This window comes from Cohnella ginsengisoli (genome assembly GCF_029525555.1).
GTDB classification, from domain to species: Bacteria; Bacillota; Bacilli; order Paenibacillales; family Paenibacillaceae; genus Cohnella; species Cohnella ginsengisoli.
In genome coordinates this window covers 37,426-56,498 of the sequence record NZ_JAPDHZ010000004.1, presented here as the reverse complement: position 1 = coordinate 56,498, position 19,073 = coordinate 37,426, and the positions used below count along the sequence as shown (strand labels likewise).

Here is a 19,073-nt window from a genome sequence, read left to right as displayed (position 1 = left end):
TTTGAATCTGCTTTCTGGCTGTTTATTGTCTCTCGCTGATTCTTGTACATTGCCGATTGTTATTCCATGGTGATTCTTGATTCTGGTCTGTTTCTTTTATCGCTTGTTGGTTGTTTCTGGTGTTAGGATGCTTCGAAAAAGCATAGGTACCCCCGTTTCCTGAGTCATGGGGATAGTGGCATGCGGGCGAGAAAAAGAGCATCTGCTCAGTAGGATGGTATTTTATGGAAGGTCAATCGAAAACCGCCGCTTCGCCGTTAATCGGCGGAGCGGCGGTCGATTGTTGCGCGATTAACCGAGCATTTGGACCGCGGCGGTTCGTCCCATTTCAACGCAGTCAGGCAGGCCTACCGCATCGAATGGAGCCCCGGCAGCGTAGACGCCGGGCAGTGACGACGCAAGTTGCGCTCGAAGCGCCGCGATAGCGTCTGTATGTCCGACCGGGTATTGAGGCATCGAGCGGCGAAGCCTGGTGATCTCTACGAATTCAGGCTCTGCGGTCAAACCCATCAGCTCCCTCAAATCATGTCGAACGGCTTCGGCGAGACGGTCGTCGGGAAGTTCCACGCCGGATTCGTCGCCTGCGCGGCCGACGTAGCAGCGGATCAGTCGCTTCCCTGCCGGTGCCGTGTGACGCCATTTGGCTGACGTCCACGTGCTGGCCGTGATCGTCCGCCCTTCCGAGTGAGGAACCAAAAATCCGGAACCGTCCAGCTTATGCCCGAATGGCTTGGCGTCAAAGCCGAGCACAACGTTGGCTACGGATACGTAATCGACCCGCTCCAGCGCCGAAACGTCGATATGCGGATTCAGAAGCCCTGACGCCGCGTATGCCGGCAAAGCGATCAGCACGCGATCGGCTTCATAGGAGGAACCATCGTCCAAATGTAAGTTGTAGGCTCCGGAAGTGAGGCCTGCATGAGGAGAATTATCCATAGAAGCGCGTTCCAGGGAGCGGACTCCGATGCCGATCCGAATGTCGCAGCGATATGCCTGCAGTCTGGCTTTGAGAGCATCGATCAAGGCGCTCAGTCCGTCGCGGAAGGTCAAAAAAGCCGTCGGCGGGATCGGATAGCCGCCGACCGCCTCCGATCTTGCGGCCGCAGCCTTGGCGCCGGCCGCTGGGGCTTTGCGCTTCGCGTCGATCATCCCGCGAATGACGCTGCCGTACTTGCGCTCCATCTCCGCAAACTGCGGAAACGTCGCCCGCAGGCCAAGCTTGTACAAATCGCCCGCGTGTATGCCTGCGAGAAGCGGTTCGGCGATCGCATCGACCATCTCTCTCCCGAGCCTGCGTTCGAGAAAATCGCCCACGGACTCGTCTTCTTCCGACAATCTGGGCGGAATGCGCAGCTCGTCGAGCGCCCGCAGCTTGCCGTGCGGCGATATCAACGAATTTTGCGCGAATGCGCCGAGGTCGTTCGGGATGCCCAGATTAAGTCCTTTGGGCATGGGAAGTAGCTTGCCGCCATGGGCGAGGTACGTTTTAACGGCAGCGGGATTCGTACCGACAATCTCGCCTAACAGACCGAGGTCTTTGGCCAGGTGGAGCATCGGAAGCTTACGTCCCAGAAATGAATCCGGGCCGCGCTCGATAACGAAACTGTCGCGCCGCAGCGTATTGATCTTGCCGCCAAGTCTGTCCGAGGAATCGAATACCGCGACGCTCGCATGGACGCCCGCTTCGTCGGCAAGACGGCAAGCGTAGAAGGCGGCGCTTAATCCGGTCAGTCCTCCGCCGACGATCGCGATCCGCAGCGAACGTTCGCCGCTCATACCCCGGATGCTCCGGCGGCATCGGCTTTCTCGTCATATCGGCCTGCCGCGCCGATTACCGAATCCGCGAGCGCCTGCATGTATTTGGGATCGTCATTGAGCATCTGAATACGATCCAAGGCAAGTCCGAGCTCCGATGCATGGCGTTTCGCCTCGATGTCGATATCGTACAGAACCTCCAGATGATCGGATACGAATCCGACCGGCGTCACGAGCACGAACTTGACATTCTCTTTGGCGAGCCCGTTCAGCGTCTCCACAATGTCCGGTCCGAGCCATGGCTGGCCGGTCTGGCCGGCGCTCTGCCAGGTGAACTGCCAACGGGAGATGCCGGCAGCCTCCGCGACCGCCTTCGACGTCTCGAGCAGCTGATCCTGATACGGATCGTTCATCTCGAGGATGCGGGCGGGCAAACTGTGCGCGCTGAACAATACCAGTCCGTCGTCGGCCGATACGCCTGCTTTGTCCAGTCCGGCAGTGACCCGCTCGGCCAACGCTTCGATCAACACCGGATGAAGATGATATTTCTCTACGCCGGCAAAAGCAACGTTATGTCGTTCCGCCGCTTCCCGCGCTCTCTTCAAATATCCGCCGACGCTCATCGACGAGTATTGAGGCGTCAGGACGATTCCAACGGCCCGTTCGATACCGTCGCGCGACATCGCTTCGATGCCGTCCTCAATGAATGGCGCCGCATGCTTCAACCCTTGATAGCATACGTAACGTCCTTGCCCCGCCAGCTCGTCCAATCGCCGCTGAAGCGCCTCCACCTGACGGTTCGTATTCTCCCGCAGCGGAAAAACGCCGCCCACGATGGCGCGGTATCTGGACGTCAAATCCTCGAGCTGCTCGTCAGTCGGCGGATGCCCCCGCCTGATATGCGTATAATAAGCCTCGACGCCCTCCAAACTCTCCGGCGTACCGTACGACATGACGAGGACGCCGATCGGCGCTTGGTCGGAAACGCTCATAGAGATACCTCCGATGCCAGCATTTGGCGGGTATAATCGTGGACGTAGTCGGTAAGCTCCTTCAACTTCTCGAGCGAAGCTTCAGGGAACAAGCCATGTCCGAGATTGAAGATAAAGCCCGGCTCGCGCATGCCCTCGTCCAAGATGGCGCGCGCTTTGGCGTGGATGACCTCTTGCGGCGCGGTCAACACGTACGGGTCGAGATTGCCTTGAACGGCAAACCGCCCGCCCGTACGCACGCGGCCTTCGGAGATGGATACGCGCCAATCGAGTCCGATCACGTCGGCCCGCAAGCTTTTCATATATGGAAGCAGCTCGCCTGAGCTCACGCCCGGGAAGTAGATCTTCGGGATGGCGATATCCGCGGTTTGCGCGAAGATGCTCTCGACGTGAGGAAGCACGAATTCGGCAAAATCGCGGGGCGCAAGAGCGCCTACCCAGCTGTCGAACAGCTGCACCGCCTGAGCGCCCGAGGCTGCGTGCGCGCGCAAGTAGGCGGCGGCCATATCGGCGAGCTTGCCCATCAGCTTGTGCCAAACGGCCGGCTCGCCGTACATCAACGCCTTGGTTCGAATATAGGACTTGGAAGGCCGGCCCTCCACGATGTAGCTGGCCAGCGTAAACGGTGCGCCCGCAAACGTAATCAGCGGCACGTCGAGCTCCCGGTTCAGAATGCGGATCGTTTCGAGGACATGTCCCAAGTCCCGTTCAGCGTCGAAGGGCTTAAGTCGATCCACATCGGCCTCCGAGCGGACCGGATTGTCGATGACCGGCCCGATATCTTTGACGATATCGAAGTCGATGCCGATCGATGCGACCGGATTCATAATATCGGAGTAAAGAATCGCGGCGTCCACGCCGAGCTTGCGCACGGGCATCATCGTCACTTCGGCCGCAAGCTCCGGCTGCCGGCAAATTTCGAGCAAGCTGTATTTCTCTTTAATTTTACGATAATCGGGGTCGTATCGTCCTGCCTGTCGCATGTACCAGACGGGCACCCGATCTACGGGCTCTCGGCGGCACGCGCGCAAGAAGCGGTCATTCATATTGCAGTATCCCCTTTTTAAGTATAGGATGGGTCCCGAGCACGAAGCGATCATTCGGTTTTATTATGCCCTTTTTGACCGAATGCCACAACCTTCCGCCCTCGGTTCCTTATGACAATTAGTTGACAAACCGTTATATATCCCGTGAACAAGAAGCGAGGTGCACGCTTGGAACGCTGGAAACTCAACTTGGCGGTGCTGTGGCTGGGAAACTTTCTGGTCATGGCCGGCATGACGATGATCACGCCTTTTCTGTCCCTCTATCTGCAGCAAGACCTCGGCGTAATCGGCGAGCATGAGATCGGCGTCTGGGCGGGACTCATCTTCGCGGCGAACTTCGTCACTTCTTTTTTCTTTCAGCCGCTTTGGGGCAAGCTGTCCGACCGCTATGGACGCAAAGTGATGCTGCTGCGATCGGGATTCGGCATGTCGATCGTCATGGTGCTGATGGGCTTTGCGGCGACGCCGCTCCATTTGCTGCTGCTCCGCATGGCCAACGGCATCATCTCCGGCTACTCCCCTGCGGCCGTGTCGCTCGTCTCCGCATCGACGCCTAAAGAAAAGATCGGCTTCGCCATGGGCACGCTGCAATCCGGCGGCACCGCCGGCACGATCCTCGGTCCGTTGATCGGCGGGTTGATGGCGGATACGTTCGGCTTCCGGCCGATCTTCTATATTACAGGCTCGCTCATGTTCGTCGCCTCCGTGCTCTCTTGGCTGCTCGTGCGGGAACGCTTCGACCGGGCCGCCGCCCGCGTCGCGCCGCAAGCCAGCCTGGCATCGGGACTGCGGCAGCTTGCCGCCATTCGACAGCTGCCGGCGCTGTTTTCCGTCACCTTCCTCATCCAGTTCGCGATGCTGAGCCCGATGGCGCTTATCCCGATCTACGTGCAGCATCTGCACGGCACGACCGAGAATCTCGCCTTCTGGGCCGGATTCGTCGGCTCGGTCACGGGCTTCTCCAACATGATCAGCGCGCCGCTGCTCGGCAGGGTGAGCGACCGAAAGGGCGCCACGCGCGTGCTCGTCTATTCGCTGCTCGGCGCCGGACTCCTTTTTATTCCCCAGGCGTTCGTAGCGAACGTGGGCCAGCTCCTCGTCTGTCGGTTTCTGCTGGGCTGCTTCGTCGGCGGGCTCATCCCCACGGTCAACGCGCTCATTCGCAGGCATACCCCAGACGACAAAGTGAGCATGGCGTTCGGCTTCAACAGCAGCGCCGTGGCGCTCGGCAACATGGCCGGCCCCGTCATCGGAGGCGCCTTATCCGGCTACATCGGCATCGAAGGCCTCTTTCTTATTTCCGCGGCCGCGCTTCTCGGCACCTCGCTCTGGGCGCGAAGCTCGCTCGTTAATGGAACGCCTGCCGCGACTAGCGGACCATAAACAGCGCGAGACCGTCGTAGGAAGGCAAATGCGTGCCGAGCAGACGATGGTCGGTCGCGAGACGCCGATTGAAATCCCGAACCGCCTGCACGGCGGGTCCTTGCTTCGCTTCGTTCAACGTACGTCCCCGGAGGAGCGTATTGTCGGCGGCGATCAGCGCTCCGGGAACCGCAAGACCGATCGCGCGTTCGAGATAGTTCGGATAATTTTCTTTGTCGGCATCGATGAAAAAAAAGTCGAAGCGCCTCCCCCGACGCCTGGAGCTTGTCTAACGACGCCAGCGCATCCCCCCACGATCATCTCCGCGCAATCGCCGTAACCCGCTTCCACGATATGGGCCGTCGCTAGCTTGGCATATTCCGGCTTCAGCTCGAGCGACGTGAGCTTGCCCCCCTCCGTCAGGCCGCGTGCCAAGCAAATGCCACTGTATCCGGCCAACGCGCCGATCTCCAGCACCGCCTTGCACCGCGCCGCAGCGACCAGCATCGTCAGCAGCCTGCCGTAACCGGGCGCCACCGAAATATCGGGCATCCCCCCGTTCGCGGATCGCCGCGCTCACGCGGACCAAATCTGCATCTTCGCCGAACAAACCGTCGAAGTACGCTTCGGGACTGGGCGCCCGTTCATCTTCCCTGTTTTCCGCCATCCGCTTCGCCTCCTCCGAAAACTTGTGTCACGCCCTTATCTAAGCGAACAAAATTATATACGTTGTCCGCCTTTCCTGCAAAATACGGCATCATTCGCGCGTGAAAAAAAGATGTCGAAGCGTTATACTGTTTTCTGTATGTAAACGCGCCAGGACAGCGGCGAGCCCGCAAAGGAACTTTCGGTCCAACCGGAAAGCGAGGAATTTTCATTTTATGAATACGCAGCTTCGAACGACAGCCACGAAGGGCGTCAAGCTGGCGGCCGGCGGTCTGGCCTCCTGGCCCTATTGGGGCGCCATGCTGGTCGTTCTCTCGATCGTATACAAGCTGAATTGGCTCGATCACCAGCTGAACGTCGGGGGCATGAACCAATGGAAATGGAAGGTCAACTACGGCGCCATGGTCATCGCGACCTTCTGGGTGGTCTGGCTCAGGGAGGCGGGCTCGCGCGGTATCGCTGGCCCTGCTGGATTTAGTCTTATCCGTTATCTTGTTCGCGGATCTCGTCTACTTCAGATACTTTAAAGATTTTATATCCATTCCCGTACTCCTTCAGGCGAACCAGGTGAGCTCGCTTGAAGACAGCATCTGGAGCCTGGTTCATCGCGGGGATCTGGTGTTGCTGTGCGACATTCCGGTAGCTCTCGCGTATGCCGTATGGGCGTGCTGGTACTGGCGCCCGGCGCGGATTGCCCGCCGCAACGTCGGCATACAAATACGCAGCAGGTCCCGCTCTCGCCTGATGCTGAATACCGCACTGGCAGGTCTCCTGCTCGCGCTGGGCATTTCCATGATCGTAGGACCCGTCAACCAACAAAAAAACGGTTGGGCCAGCGGGCTTTTCGTCGGCAATTGGTGGAACATTCCGATTTATAACGTGACCGGCTTGCTTGGATTCCACGGCTACGATACGTACCGCTATGCCAAAGAGCATTGGTTCAGCGGCGGCGTCAGCGAATCGCAGGTTCAAGAAGCGAAGGACTGGTTCGACGATCGCAAGCTGCTTCAGGAGCAGGCCGAATCGGAGCCGATGTTCGGCGCGGCTAAGGGCAAGAACGTTCTCATGATCCAAGCCGAAGCATTTCAATCGTTCCTCATCGGCCAATCGGTGGGCGGACAGGAGATTACCCCGAACCTGAACGCGCTGATCGGCAAAAGCCTGTATTTCTCCAACTTCTATCATCAGACCGGACAGGGCCGCACGTCGGACGCCGACTTTCTGACTAGCTGCTCACTCCATCCGATGCCTACGGGTTCCGTATTCATCCGGTTCGCGGACCACGACTTCAACTGCCTGCCGGAGATCCTGAATGCCCAGGACTACGACACGACGGTCCATCATGCCTACGACGGCAGCTTCTGGAACCGCAACAATATGTACCATAACATGGAGTACGGCAAGTTCTACAGCATCAAAGACTTCGACGACGACGAGCCGCTCGGTTGGTCGATCGGCGACAAATCGTTCCTGCAGCAGACAGTCGATCAGATCAAAGAACGCGGCGCATCGCCGTTCTACGCATTCGCCATCACGATTTCCGGCCATCATCCTTTTAATCTGCCCGATTACAAAACCGAATTCGAAGTCGGCGACTTCAATGGGACGACTTTCGGCGATTATATCAAAGCTGCGCACTACGTCGACGCGGCGATCGGAGAGCTCGTGGACCGGTTGAAGGATGAAGGACTGTGGGACAATACGGTGCTCATGATGTACGGAGACCACGACAACTCGCTCTACGACAAAAAGCCGTACGAACAGCTGCTTGGAAAATCGCTATCCGACGAAGAGATGGACGCGATCATTCGCAAAGTGCCCTTCTTCATTCACTTCCCGGGCGACGAACATACCGGCGTCAGCGAAAAGGCGGTCGGGCAGCTCGACACGGCCCCGACCATCCTGCAGATGCTCGGCATCCCGATGGGAGAGAACAAGATGATGGGCGTCAGCATGCTGTCCGCCGCTGAAAAGCCCGTCGTCTTCCGGACGGGAGGATTCACGGACGGCAAGGTGTACTATATGCCTTCGAACGGCGGCATGGCCGATGCGGGATCCTGCTACTCGCTCGCGGACGGCACGGCGACGGACCTGGCCGCATGCACGGCAGGCAAGGAAGCGGCCGATCGGGAGCTTCGCGTATCGGATGTCGTCGTCGAGCACGATCTGCTGCCCGAACTTAAAAAAAGAAGACTGACCCATCAATTAGGCGTAAACACGGTCAAAAAAAAGAGCGCTTCGGCTATTTAATCGCCGGGCGCTCTTTGCATTATTTGCGGGCCTTGATAAACGGCTTAATCTTCTCGAGCGCCTCGTCTTCGGTCGGCGCGGCGATGTACCGGCCGTTGATGAAGATAAACGCCCGCTTGGCGCAAGGGCCGCAGTACGACTTGCAGCCGACGCGGATCTCGGCCGCCGGGTCCAGCTTCTGCAGCTTGCTCGTCAGCGTCTTGACCCGGGTATGGTTGCATTTGTCGCAAATACGAATGTCGTTGGGGCTCGGGCCCGCGCTGGGGTCCGCGGCTGGAATAACGCGGACCTCGGGGGGCGCCGCCCGATCAATGATCGCCATGGTTCCCCTTGCTCGGATTCGTAATCACGAAGCCTTCCTGCGGAAAATAGAGATAGTCGATCTTGACGCCGTCAAGCAGGTCGGCGCCCTTGGTCAACAGGACGTCGATACCTTTATCTGTAGAGACGATCTCGTCGTCCGCTGCCGGCTTGGACATGTCCAGGCCGTAGTGGGCGTGATCGCCGTGGCTGTGCGTAATCAGGACGCGAAGATATAATCCTTCGTTCTCCGGCTTGTCCAGCTCGAGCTTCAGGATCTTGGCCGCATTGCGCGTAATCTTGCATTGCATGATTGTATTCACTCCAATCGTCGGCATCCCTCCCTGCGGATGACAGGCTTCGCCGGGGAGATCATGTTCTATTGTATATTCACCCGGGGCTTAAGTCCAGCGCTTCCGTCAGCAGCCGCAAACAATCGTCGTACATCTCCTCGAATGCCGAAAGCGGCAGCGGATTGCGCCCGCAGCCCGCTTCGACGGTAAATCCAGGCCGGCGATACTTCGCGATGAACCAATCCTTAAAACCCGCGTCGCTGCCCGTCAGCGCTATGGGCCGATAGCCCGAAGCAAGTCCGAGACGGTGCGCCCAGATCTTCGACTCGGGCGGCTCGAGACCGCCGTAGTTCCAATAGATCTCCTCCCCTTGCGTGTGGAGCGCGATGACCGCGTCGAAGCTTTGCGCCTCCGTGAACTCGGCAAGCGCCGCCGCCTCCGGCTCGGAGAGCGGCGCGTCGCCGCTATAGTCGCGCGGCGCAGGGCTATGCACGCCCCGACGGCAGCGCTCTTCCTCCCAGCCTGCCGGAAATTGGTCGTTCAAATCGACGCCTCTGGCGTTGGCCTTCCAATTGCGAAAAGAAGCGGAGCCGCGGTTCCAGCGGCCGATCCGCGCGGCGAGCGGATGATCCGGCCGCAGCCCCTCCTGCACGAGCTCGACGCCGTCGGGATTGACCATCGGCACGACCCACAGCGTCGTCCGCCGATACAGCTCGGCCGCGTCGAAGCCGCCGATCTGCGTTTTGCGGCGGCAAGCCCGGCCGTAATCCTCCAGGAAGCGCATCGCGATCAGCGACGTGATCCATTCGTTGGCGTGGAGGGACGCGTTCAAATGCCAGCGGAAAGGGCCGTCCCCGATGCCGGCCGCAAGGATCGGCTTGCCCATGACGCTGCTCCCGATCGTAGCCGTCTTTACGAACGGAAACGCGCTAACCAGTCGCTTCAAGTCTGCAGCCACGCGGTCCGGCCCGTAGGCGGACGAGGGCACGACGATGCGACCTGAAGTCGGCGCAGGCAGCGCGATTCGCGTTCCAGGCGCCGGCTCGTCTCCCGCGGGCAGCAGCGGATTCAGCTCTCTCAGCCGGCGATCCGCGCAGCCGATCCATTCGGCGATCGCCGTCAGCGAATCTCCCGGCTGCACGACATACATGCGCCTATGGGCTGTTCCCGCGGGCACGTACAACAGCTCTCCTGGGCGGAGCGGTTCGTCGGCAGGCCGCTGCGGGTTGGCTTCGGCGAGTTCGCGGATTCCCACCCGGGCCGCGCGGGCGATCGACCTGTACGTATCCCCGCGCGCTGCCACGTATTCTTCCATGCGCATATTACGATCCCTCCCTGCGTCCGCTGCGCGCAGCGCTAGGCTCGCCTTCCCCCTTGCGTCGATGCGGTATATTTTTGTATGCCGCGGCAGGCAGGGATATGACGGCGAAAAATAAAAACGAAGCCTTCCTGCCGTCTGAGCGACGACCGGAAGGCTTCGGTAATTGGCATGCTTATGCGCCGAGATGCGGCACCTGCCAGACGACAGGCGTCAGCCGGATCTGCTCGCCGAGCCAGGTCTGGGCAATCTCGCGGAACTTGACAGGATCCCCGCTGCAAAAAAACTGGTGCAGCGGCGTGCCGTCCGCCTCCGCAAGCTGTCCGGACCGCTCCAAGATCGAGCGGATCTCTCTGGCGGTCTCGTCGGCCGAGCTGATGAGCGCGACGCCCGGTCCCATCGCTTCGGATATCGCGTCGGCAAGGAACGGATAATGGGTACAGCCCAGAATCAGGCTGTCCAAGTGCTTGCCCCGCAGCGGCGCGAGCGACGACTCCACGATCGCCTGCGTGCGCTCGGACCGGAAGTTGCCGTCCTCCACGAGCGGCACGAAGCCCGGACAAGCGCGGCTGACGACTTGGACGCTGCCGCCCGACAGCGTGTTCAGCGCCGCCTCGTAGGCGCCGCTGCGTATCGTGCCCTCCGTCCCGATAACGCCGATGACGCCCGTGCGCGTGCGTCCGAGCGCGGCGCGCGCGCCGGGACCGATGACGCCGACGACGGGCACGGAGACGCGGCTCGTGATATCGTCGAGCGCGACGGCCGTTGCCGTATTGCAGGCGATGACGATCATTTTCGGATTGAATTGGACGAGATAGTCGACAATCTCCCGGGTAAATTCGACCACTTGCTCGGCTGAGCGGGACCCGTAAGGCGTGCGCGCCGTATCGCCGAAATATAAAATCTTCTCTCGGGGTAGCTGACGCATCACTTCTTTGACGACTGTCAGTCCGCCCACGCCGGAGTCCAGGACTGCGATCGCTTGTTGCACGAGAACACCGCTTTCTGCTAAGGAGATGACGAATCTAGATAAATTATGAGATTTTCGCGCAAAAGGTACCTACATATTAGCGCATATTCAGATGCGGTTCAAGGCATGAAGCGGCGCCGCCCGGACGCTCCGGACGGCGCTGACTTGCAGCTTAGATCGCGATCCTGAGTCAGATCGCCTCGGCGTCGCCGGATGCGGATGCGCTCTCCTCCGCGCTCTTCTTGGCGAACTTGGCGCGTACGCCGCCGGCCCAATCCGCGGACTTCTTCGCCGCCGTCTGCGCGGCATTGCCCGCCGCCTTGCCGAGATCGGCCGTCTTCGCGCCGACGAGCTGGGCCGTTTCCGCGATATCCTTGCGAAGCTCCTTGCCGGGCTTCGGCGCGAAGAGCAGCGCCGCTGCCGCGCCGAGCGCGGCGCCGGACAGGGCGCCAAAAAAGGAATGATTTAACAACCTTGCGTTCTGCCATCGTGAATCCCTCCGTTTTTCGAATTCCGTCGTTCCTTGCGTCGGATCCGCGCTTGCGGCGTCAGCCGGTCCTGCCTTCGCCTTCGGAAGGAGAGACTTCGCGGGACGATCCGCCGCCTTGCTCGTCGGCCGAATCTGCGTCGCCCTGCGTCCAGCGGACGAACCGTCCGCGCCAGGCATCCAGGAAGGCCGCCGCAGTCTCGGCGGAGCGGGCAGCGGCTTCGCCGAACGCCCTGCCGCCCTCGGCCAGCCTTGCCGCGGACCTCGCCGCGCCGCGGCACAGCTCCGCGGCCTCCGCAGCGCCTGACGCCAGCCTGCGCATCTGCCGCAGCGATTCGGCGCCCTCCGCCTCCAGCGTCTTGGCCGCCTCCCTGCAGGCGTTCAGCGCGCGCGCCGCCGACATCCCTGCGAGCAGCGCCGCGACCGCCACGGCCGCAAACATGACCGCCGCAGCGTATCCTGCGATCGTCCAAGCCATCGTCTCTCCTCCTTCCGAATCGAACCTTCGCTCGTGAAGCCGGGCATCCGCCCATGCGCTTAACACAGTATAAGAATATCCGGCCCGTCCTGACACATCGGACAAGCTTTATTTTTATCGTGCCGTTCGGTCGCCACTTGGATCTGCTATCAGCGCCGCCGTTAGCGCTCATTCCTCCTCTTGCAAATCGCGAGAATATGCTGCTGCAGCGCAGCAAAAAGCCGGCCGGAAGCTTTACCGCCTCCGCCGGCTACGTCTGTGCCAGTATTCGCGATTTTAAGAAGTCGCAGCCCGTTCCTTCGCCGGACGCCGGATCGCATAAGCGCATTTCGCCCCGCCGTCCGCGATGCATTCGGTCCGCTTGACCTCTGCGCCCAGCAGCGCCTCGAACAGCTGCTGCTCGCAGCGGCACGCCTCGCGGTACTTGCCCGCGACCTGGGCGATCGGGCAGTTGTACTCGTACAGCGTAAACCGTTCGCCCGTCGTCCCGTCCCGCTCCCAATGGGACATATAGCCGCCGGCCTGCTGGATCGCGGCCAGCTCGGCCACCCGCTCCTCGAGCGTCGCGCCGGCCATCGCCGACTTGTGCCTGGCGATGAGCTTGTCGCGGCGTCCCGCGAACATGCGGCCGATGATCGCCTCGCCCGCGGGCTCGTCATCGAGCTCTCCGAGCAGATCCAGCGCGAGCTGCGGATAGTTTTTGGGAAACAGATCGTCCGCGCGCGGCGTCAGTCGGTAGATGGAAACGGGCCTGCCCATCGCTTGCTTAACCGTCTCGGCTTCGACGAGTCCCTCGCGCTCCAGCGCCTGCACGTGGCGGCGGACGCCCATCTCCGTGATCGACAGCGCCTGCGAGAGCGAGGCGATGCTGCCGCCCCCGCCCGTACGGAGCGTCTGAAGCAGCTGCTGGCGTGTTGTCCTTCCGTCTTCGTGCGGCAGCATAGGCCTCTCCTCCCACGTGCGAACGGCGCCAAACCAAAAAAGCCGCCCGCTTATGCTCCTATTGTATAGGAATAAGCGGGCAGCGTAAATTGCCAATCCTCGTCAACGAGGCTGCTCCCAAGGATCGAGCTCGCTGGTCAAGTATTGTTTTACCGATTCGGAAAACGAATCCAACAGCTCCTTAAGCTCGCCCGTAAGCGGATGAAGCTGCTGCCGTTGCCACAGGTCGTAGTCCTGGACGAGCGGCCTGCGAAGCGATACGAGCGCGCGCAGACGCTCGGCCAAGCGTTCGCCGATCACCCCTTCGCCGCCGATGACGCCGACGATATCCTCGTAGCTGCCCGCGTCGCGCATCATGAAGCCGTCGATGAGGAAGCTGCCGACGTCCGTCACGATCTCGAGCGCCAGATGCAGGCATCGCTCTTGCGCCAGCCCCTGCAACAGATCGCCTTGCCATGAAGCCGCGAGTCCGGACGATGCGTCGCCCAAATCCGGCACGCAGCGCAGCCGGCTCGCGATCGCTTCTCTGTTCACGTAGTACATGCCATCACCCTCAATCTTTCTTGCCGCGCTTTTTGCGGCCTTTGCGCCGGAGCCAATAGACCATGATCAACGCGCTGATGATGATCACCAGCAGATAAGTCATCATTTCGTACAGATCGCCGGCGCCGGAGTCGGTCGTCGTATTCAATGCTTCCGCCCCTTAGCTCTCGTAATCGACGACGGCTTGCGCTTCGCGAGCGACCGTCATATGCTCGATGACCTTTTTGTGCTCGGGATGCACCTGGTACGCCTGCATGTCCTCAAGGGAGGCGAACTTCGTCACGAGCGAAACGTCGTAGGAACGCTCGGAATGAACGACGTCCGTGCCGACCTCGATCGACAGCAGCTGTTCGATCTTCCCTTCCATGTTGCGGAGCACCGCCGCCGTCTTGGCGACGCTCTCGGGGCTGCGGTCCTTCAATTTAAACAATACGATATGGGTCAGCATTTTTTTTGTCCCCTTTCTGGATTGTGCGCATGGATCCGTCCGGCTATCCCGCATGTCCGCCCGGCGCGACGCGCATACTATACGCATTCTCGCTGGACGCCGCGGAAGGAGGCAGGTCATGCGGCTCACTTATACGATCGTGTTCACGGTGATCGGACTTGCGCTATGCTTGTTCAACGCGACGGGATACGATCCCCACAACGCCTTTTTGTTCATGTTCAGCGTGCCCATCTGGTTCGTGGAGCTGTTCGGCGACATTCATAAGGTCAGCGTGATGGGTATGTACGCGCTCACCGTGCTCAGCTACGCCGTCATCGGAGCGGTTTGCGACTACTTGATCGCAAAGCTCTACCGGCGAAGAAGCGCCTGACGGTCGCCGCGGGCAAACTGCCTTATGAAAAAAAGGAGCCGGCAACGGCTCCTTTCTCCTTTGCGCAAGGATCGTTATTCGACGACGATCGTGGACTTCATCGTCGAGTGGCCTTGTCCGCACATGATGGTGCAGTGCAGCTCGATCGTCTTGCCCTTGTCGCTCTCGGGGAACGTATAGTCCGCTTCCGGCTTGTCGGCGCTCAGCTCAAGGCCGGCAGCTTCGATACCCGCGCCGTGCACGCCAAGCTTGTTCGAAAATTTGATCTTGTAGTTGGTGCCGGCCTTCACGTGATACTCCGCTTGGTCGAACTTGTACCCTGCCGATGTCGCGGTGATCTTCAGCAATTCCTGGCCTTCGGCCAAACCTGCGTCCTCGCTCTCGGGCTTCGCCGGCAGATCGTTAGCCAAGAGGTACACAGCAAAAAGACAGGCCACGACAAGCAATGCCGGCATGATCCATTTAAACATCGTTGCTCCCCCCTGCTTCCTCGAAATGTCTACCTCTTATATTACCTAAAAGGGGCGCTTCAACTCAACTATTGACGACGTGAAAGCGTCAACTTTTTTTCACTTTTGACAATTTAATGAACGATCCGTTAATAATTTTTGCCATTTTTACGATTTTAAATCATCGTCCTTGCTTTTGCTTTTCAAGATCTGAACAGCCTGCTTCAACCGCTCCGGAAGCGGCAAGCCGAGCCGGCCGCAGTTTTCTATGATGGAGATCAGTTCGTTCGCCAAATAAAAATAAGTCGCGCCTCCCATCACGGCGTTCATGCCCAGCAATTGGTCGATGCGATGGCAAACGAGCAGCACGAGCAGCATCAAGCCTTTTTTTAGCCAATCCCCTGAAGCCCGTCCGACTGTTCAGGCCGGGACCGGACCGGACTGCCGCGTACACGCCCGTCACATAATCGACGCCCATCGCGACGACTAGCAGCGTCAGCGCTTCGCTCCACATGCCGAATGCGAAAGTCAGCACCGAGCCGGCCACGGCAACCGCGCAGTTCAACGTCCAAGACATCCCCTTCCCTCCCCCCCGAGCCGTACGTTCGTCCGGGATCCGCCGGCAGACTCCGTACAGCGTATGCGCGCGGGACAAGACCCGAGGCGGCATCGTCCCTCTTGAACATGTCTTGATCCGCGCTTCAGCGTGAGGTTGCCAAGACGAGGGTAAGGACATTTGAACGGACCGCTGTCAACGGGTCTCGAGCCTCGCCGATTCGCTAGCGGAGTTCAATCAGAGCAGGAGGGATCGCGATGTCGCATTACGTGGAAAGCGAGCAAGGCGTCCGTATTTACGTCGAGGATATCGGAGCTGGCACGCCCGTCATTTTCCTTCACGGCTGGCCGCTCAATCACAAAATGTTCGAATATCAATTCATGGAGCTGCCTAGGCTCGGCTACCGGTGCATCGGCATCGATCTGCGCGGCTTCGGCAAGTCCGACGCGTCCTGGGACGGCTACAATTATTGCAGCCTGGCGGACGACGTCAAAGCCGTTGTCGACCGTCTCGGCATAACCGGCGCGACGCTCGTCGGCTTTTCGCTTGGTGGCGCGGTCGCCGCGCGGTACATGGCCCGCCATTCGGGACACGGCATCTCCAAATTGGTGCTGGCCGGTGCAGCCGCGCCTTCGTTCGTGCAGCGCGAAGACTTCGTCCTCGGCACGCCGCCCGACAAGGTCGACGACATGATCCTTCAGGCGTACGCGGACCGGCCGGCGCTCGCCGCCCAATTCGGCAAAATGCTGACGGCGGCCAAGCCGAGCTCGGGCATGGCCTCATGGCTGCAGTCGCTTGCCTTCGAAGCTTCAGCCGTCGGCACTTACAAGGCGCTCGAGTCGCTGCGCACGGAGGACCTGCGGGAGGATCTTCCTCTCATCCGTGTCCCTACGGCGATTTTCCACGGCGTTCAGGACGAGATCTGTCCCTTCGAGCTTGGCGAAGAGATGCACCGTCTCATTCCGGGCTCGACGCTCCACCGTTTCGAGGACAGCGGGCACGCAATGCTGTTCGACGAGCGCCAGTTGTTCAGCGAGCGGCTGACGGCGTTTCTCGCGGATACGCTCATCGTGCCCGAGCCGATCGAGGTAACGCCGGAGCAGACGCCGATTCTATAACGGCGGATTCGCCGCATAAAGAAGGCTTGGTCCGGATAGGCCGGACCAAGCCTTCTTTTGACGATCGTAACGCCAATTAAAACCCTTGCGTCTTCAGCCAGGCCGCGGCGGCCGACGTCCAGCCGGAGGCGAACGGATGGTCCTCCGCCAGGCCGATGCCATGCACCCCGCTGCTGTAAACGTGCAGGTCGAACGGCACGCCTTTCTCGCGCAGCGCCGCGGCGAACAGGAGGCTGTTCTCGACCGGTACCGCGGCGTCGTCGGACGTGTGCCACAAGAAGGCCGGCGGCGTCTCGGACGTCACGCGGAGCTCCGCGGACATCGCGTCCACGAGCGCCGCTTCAGGCGACTCGCCGAGCAGGTTCTGGCGGCTGCCCGCGTGCGTGTGCGGATCCCGGAGCGTGATCACGGGGTAACAGAGCACGATCAGGTCCGGCCGGTCGGATACGCGATCGGTCTCGTCCGACGCTTCCGGATTCGGCCCCTCCCACTGGGTGCCGGCCGATGCGACCAGATGTCCGCCCGCCGAGAAGCCCAACAGGCCGATGCGCCCCGCGTCGATGCCAAACTCCGAGGCGCGGGCGCGCACCGTACGGACAGCGCGCAGTGCGTCGGTAAGCGGCGCAGGGTGCTTGTACGGCGCGACGCGGTAACGGAGCACGAAGGCGGAGATGCCAAGGCCGTTAAGCCACTTCGCGATCGGCTCTCCTTCGTGGTCGGCCCGCATGCCGTAGCCGCCGCCCGGCGCCACGATGACGACCGGATGGCCGGTCCCATCGAGCAAATAAGGAAACAAAGCGGGCCGGTCCTCCGGCGTGTCGCCTTTGGCGTATGGAGCTCCATCCGGCCAGAGCAGCCGTTCTTCTGGGGTAAGCGCTGACATTTTTCGCACCTCGATTGAAAAAAGAATCGTCTTTCGTCACCCTATATCCTATCACACTGTCCTGCGTTTGCCGATAGATTACCCGCGATTCGCAATCATCCGTTGCCAAGCCCGCGCGCTCGTGCTACTATTGTTAAAATTTATCGAGCGAGAGCTATGGGAGGACGATAGACAGTGGCCAAATATTATACCGAACCTTCGCGCACGTTCAGCGAATATTTGCTGATCCCGAACTTAACGCGGCGCGAATGCACGACCGAACGGGTATCGCTTCGAACGCCAATCGTCAAGCACGGCCGCGGCGAGCAGCCTCGCCTGTCGCTCAACATCCCCTTCTCCTCCGCCGTCATGCAGTCCGTCTCCGACAACGCGATGGCGGTCGCCCTCGCCCGCAGCGGCGGCATCTCGTTCATCTTCGGTTCCCAGCCCGTCACCGAGCAAGCCAGCATGGTCGGCAAAGTCAAATCGTTCAAGGCCGGCTTCGTCGCGAGCCGCTCCAACCTCACGCCGGATCATACGCTCGCCGACGTCAAGGCGCTCAAGGCATCGACGGGACATTCTACCGTCGCGATCACGGACGACGGCACGCCGCGGGGCAAGCTGCTTGGCATCGTCACGAGCCGCGATTACCGCGACAGCCGCGATCCGTCCGACAAACCGATTCGATCTTTTATGACGCCCTACGCTTCGCTCGTCTGCGGACGCTCGGGCATCTCGCTTCCCGAAGCGAACGACCTCATTTGGGAGCACAAGCTCAACGTCCTGCCGGTCGTGGACGAGTCGCAGCGGCTCGAGCACCTCGTTTTCCGCAAAGATTACGACGCCCACAAAGAATATCCCCTTCAACTGCTCGACGCCAACAAGAGCTACGTCGTCGGCGCAGGCATCAACACCCGCGACTATAAAGAGCGCGTGCCCGCCCTCGTAGCGGCCGGCGCGGACATCCTCGTCATCGATGCCTCCGACGGCTACAGCGAATGGCAGCGCGATACGATCGAATATATTAAGTCGAACTTCGACATCCCTGTCGGCGCCGGCAATATCGTCGACCGCGAAGGCTTCAGGTATCTGGTAGAGGCAGGCGCCGACTTCGTTAAAGTCGGGATCGGCGGCGGCTCCATCTGCATCACCCGCGAGCAAAAAAGGCATCGGCCGCGGCCAGGCTTCCGCGCTGATCGAGGTCGCCGAGGAACGCGACCGTTATTATCAGGAGACCGGCATCTACGTCCCCCTCTGTTCCGACGGCGGGATCGTGCACGATTACCACATCACGCTCGCGCTGGCCATGGGCGCCGACTTCGTCATGATGGGCCGTTACTTCGCCAGGTTCGACGAGAGTCCGACGCGCAAGCTGAAGGTCGGCAACAACTTCGTGAAGGAATTCTGGGGCGAAGGCTCGAACCGCGCGCGCAATTGGCAGCGATACGACAGTGGCGGCAAGGAAAACCTGCTGTTCGAGGAAGGCGTCGACTCGTACGTGCCATACGCGGGCGGCCTGCAGGAGAACCTGGACAAGACGCTCGGCAAAATCAAGTCCACCATGTGCAACTGCGGAGCGATCAGCATCCCCGAGCTGCATCGCGAGGCCCGCATCACGCTCGTCTCCGCGACCAGCCTCGTCGAGGGCGGCGCGCACGACGTTATGATCAAGGAAACCGGCTTGTCCGGGGACTGATACGCACGAGATCGGCCCGCACTCCGGCGACGGAGCGCGGGCCCATTTCATTTATAACGAATGAGCCCCGCCATAATCGCCTGCCTTCGCTGCGAACGATGCGGCTTTTTCTAATGCATGCCATTATCCCGTTCGCTCAGGATGAGACTATTTGCTGTTGCATACGCCTTTT

20 protein-coding genes and 3 pseudogenes are annotated in these 19,073 nt (G+C 60.6%); 6 read left to right on the top strand and 17 right to left on the bottom strand.

The window, feature by feature from the left end:
* Nucleotides 1–291 precede the first annotated feature (291 nt).
* Genes hemG through hemE form a run of 3 tightly spaced genes read right to left on the bottom strand, consistent with a single transcriptional unit; the run spans nucleotide 292 to nucleotide 3,793 of the window.
* Nucleotides 292–1,776, bottom strand: coding sequence for a protoporphyrinogen oxidase (gene hemG / locus OMP38_RS21250; RefSeq protein WP_277566939.1), 1,485 nt, complete (start codon nucleotides 1,774–1,776; stop codon nucleotides 292–294).
* Complete coding sequence (hemH, locus tag OMP38_RS21245) at nucleotides 1,773–2,747, bottom strand: ferrochelatase (RefSeq protein ID WP_277566938.1); 975 nt, start codon at nucleotides 2,745–2,747, stop codon at nucleotides 1,773–1,775. Before hemH ends, hemG begins: the two co-directional genes overlap by 4 nt.
* Nucleotides 2,744–3,793: a uroporphyrinogen decarboxylase gene (gene hemE / locus OMP38_RS21240; protein WP_277566937.1), complete on the bottom strand. Its 1,050-nt coding sequence runs from the start codon at nucleotides 3,791–3,793 to the stop codon at nucleotides 2,744–2,746. The genes hemH and hemE overlap by 4 nt, the downstream gene beginning before the upstream one ends.
* A gap of 168 nt (nucleotides 3,794–3,961) precedes the next feature.
* On the opposite strand from hemE, the gene OMP38_RS21235 reads away from it, so the two are divergent.
* Nucleotides 3,962–5,176, top strand: a complete 1,215-nt coding sequence (locus OMP38_RS21235; RefSeq protein ID WP_277566936.1) for an MFS transporter — start codon at nucleotides 3,962–3,964, stop codon at nucleotides 5,174–5,176.
* On the opposite strand, the pseudogene OMP38_RS21230 reads toward OMP38_RS21235, so the two are convergent.
* A pseudogene (locus OMP38_RS21230) lies at nucleotides 5,163–5,822 on the bottom strand (O-methyltransferase). The gene OMP38_RS21235 and the pseudogene OMP38_RS21230 sit on opposite strands and share 14 nt — an antisense overlap.
* A 214-nt stretch (nucleotides 5,823–6,036) precedes the next feature.
* Between OMP38_RS21230 and OMP38_RS21225 the strand changes: the two are divergent.
* Both OMP38_RS21225 and OMP38_RS21220 read left to right on the top strand, forming a co-directional pair.
* The gene (locus OMP38_RS21225; protein WP_277566935.1) at nucleotides 6,037–6,348 is read left to right on the top strand and encodes a hypothetical protein; all 312 of its coding nucleotides are present in this window, start codon (nucleotides 6,037–6,039) and stop codon (nucleotides 6,346–6,348) included.
* 40 nt (nucleotides 6,349–6,388) lie between these two features.
* Nucleotides 6,389–8,071, top strand: a complete 1,683-nt coding sequence (locus OMP38_RS21220; RefSeq protein WP_277566934.1) for an LTA synthase family protein — start codon at nucleotides 6,389–6,391, stop codon at nucleotides 8,069–8,071.
* A 19-nt stretch (nucleotides 8,072–8,090) separates the two neighbouring features.
* On the opposite strand, the gene OMP38_RS21215 is transcribed toward OMP38_RS21220, so the two are convergent.
* From OMP38_RS21215 to OMP38_RS21170, 10 genes are all read right to left on the bottom strand, one after another.
* Nucleotides 8,091–8,351 carry a YuzB family protein gene (locus tag OMP38_RS21215; protein ID WP_277567608.1) on the bottom strand — a complete coding sequence of 87 codons (261 nt, stop codon included), beginning with the start codon at nucleotides 8,349–8,351 and terminating at the stop codon, nucleotides 8,091–8,093.
* Nucleotides 8,352–8,379: 28 nt separating this feature from the next.
* Entirely contained in the window at nucleotides 8,380–8,682 is a 303-nt protein-coding gene (locus tag OMP38_RS21210; RefSeq protein WP_277566933.1) for an iron-sulfur cluster assembly accessory protein, read from the bottom strand.
* A gap of 79 nt (nucleotides 8,683–8,761) precedes the next feature.
* Nucleotides 8,762–9,985 (bottom strand): M14 family metallopeptidase, encoded by a 1,224-nt coding sequence (locus OMP38_RS21205; RefSeq protein WP_277566932.1) that lies wholly within the window; start codon nucleotides 9,983–9,985, stop codon nucleotides 8,762–8,764.
* A gap of 172 nt (nucleotides 9,986–10,157) precedes the next feature.
* On the bottom strand, nucleotides 10,158–10,973 hold the full coding sequence (racE, locus tag OMP38_RS21200) for a glutamate racemase (protein ID WP_277566931.1): 816 nt from the start codon (nucleotides 10,971–10,973) through the stop codon (nucleotides 10,158–10,160).
* A gap of 169 nt (nucleotides 10,974–11,142) precedes the next feature.
* A complete protein-coding gene (locus OMP38_RS21195; protein ID WP_277566930.1) occupies nucleotides 11,143–11,424 on the bottom strand; it encodes a YtxH domain-containing protein in 282 nt (93 codons plus the stop codon).
* A gap of 76 nt (nucleotides 11,425–11,500) precedes the next feature.
* Nucleotides 11,501–11,917, bottom strand: coding sequence for a hypothetical protein (locus tag OMP38_RS21190; RefSeq protein WP_277566929.1), 417 nt, complete (start codon nucleotides 11,915–11,917; stop codon nucleotides 11,501–11,503).
* A gap of 276 nt (nucleotides 11,918–12,193) precedes the next feature.
* The gene (locus OMP38_RS21185) at nucleotides 12,194–12,859 is read right to left on the bottom strand and encodes a helix-turn-helix transcriptional regulator (RefSeq protein ID WP_277566928.1); all 666 of its coding nucleotides are present in this window, start codon (nucleotides 12,857–12,859) and stop codon (nucleotides 12,194–12,196) included.
* Nucleotides 12,860–12,961: 102 nt separating this feature from the next.
* A complete protein-coding gene (locus OMP38_RS21180) occupies nucleotides 12,962–13,402 on the bottom strand; it encodes a DUF86 domain-containing protein (protein ID WP_277566927.1) in 441 nt (146 codons plus the stop codon).
* Between the two features lie 10 nt (nucleotides 13,403–13,412).
* Nucleotides 13,413–13,550, bottom strand: a complete 138-nt coding sequence (locus OMP38_RS21175) for a hypothetical protein (RefSeq protein ID WP_277566926.1) — start codon at nucleotides 13,548–13,550, stop codon at nucleotides 13,413–13,415.
* Nucleotides 13,551–13,562: 12 nt separating this feature from the next.
* Nucleotides 13,563–13,850 carry a Dabb family protein gene (locus OMP38_RS21170; RefSeq protein WP_277566925.1) on the bottom strand — a complete coding sequence of 96 codons (288 nt, stop codon included), beginning with the start codon at nucleotides 13,848–13,850 and terminating at the stop codon, nucleotides 13,563–13,565.
* A gap of 118 nt (nucleotides 13,851–13,968) precedes the next feature.
* Between OMP38_RS21170 and OMP38_RS21165 the strand changes: the two genes are divergently transcribed.
* Nucleotides 13,969–14,220, top strand: a complete 252-nt coding sequence (locus OMP38_RS21165) for a hypothetical protein (protein WP_277566924.1) — start codon at nucleotides 13,969–13,971, stop codon at nucleotides 14,218–14,220.
* Nucleotides 14,221–14,294: 74 nt separating this feature from the next.
* On the opposite strand, the gene OMP38_RS21160 is transcribed toward OMP38_RS21165, so the two are convergent.
* Entirely contained in the window at nucleotides 14,295–14,690 is a 396-nt protein-coding gene (locus OMP38_RS21160; RefSeq protein ID WP_277566923.1) for a cupredoxin domain-containing protein, read from the bottom strand.
* A 147-nt stretch (nucleotides 14,691–14,837) separates the two neighbouring features.
* Nucleotides 14,838–15,246: pseudogene (locus OMP38_RS36110) on the bottom strand (phage holin family protein).
* A gap of 236 nt (nucleotides 15,247–15,482) precedes the next feature.
* Here OMP38_RS36110 and OMP38_RS21150 point away from each other — a divergent pair.
* Nucleotides 15,483–16,343: an alpha/beta fold hydrolase gene (locus OMP38_RS21150; RefSeq protein ID WP_277566922.1), complete on the top strand. Its 861-nt coding sequence runs from the start codon at nucleotides 15,483–15,485 to the stop codon at nucleotides 16,341–16,343.
* Between the two features lie 76 nt (nucleotides 16,344–16,419).
* On the opposite strand, the gene OMP38_RS21145 is transcribed toward OMP38_RS21150, so the two are convergent.
* A complete protein-coding gene (locus tag OMP38_RS21145) occupies nucleotides 16,420–17,226 on the bottom strand; it encodes an alpha/beta hydrolase (protein ID WP_277566921.1) in 807 nt (268 codons plus the stop codon).
* Between the two features lie 174 nt (nucleotides 17,227–17,400).
* Between OMP38_RS21145 and OMP38_RS21140 the strand changes: the two are divergent.
* A pseudogene (locus OMP38_RS21140) lies at nucleotides 17,401–18,901 on the top strand (IMP dehydrogenase).
* Nucleotides 18,902–19,073 lie beyond the last annotated feature (172 nt).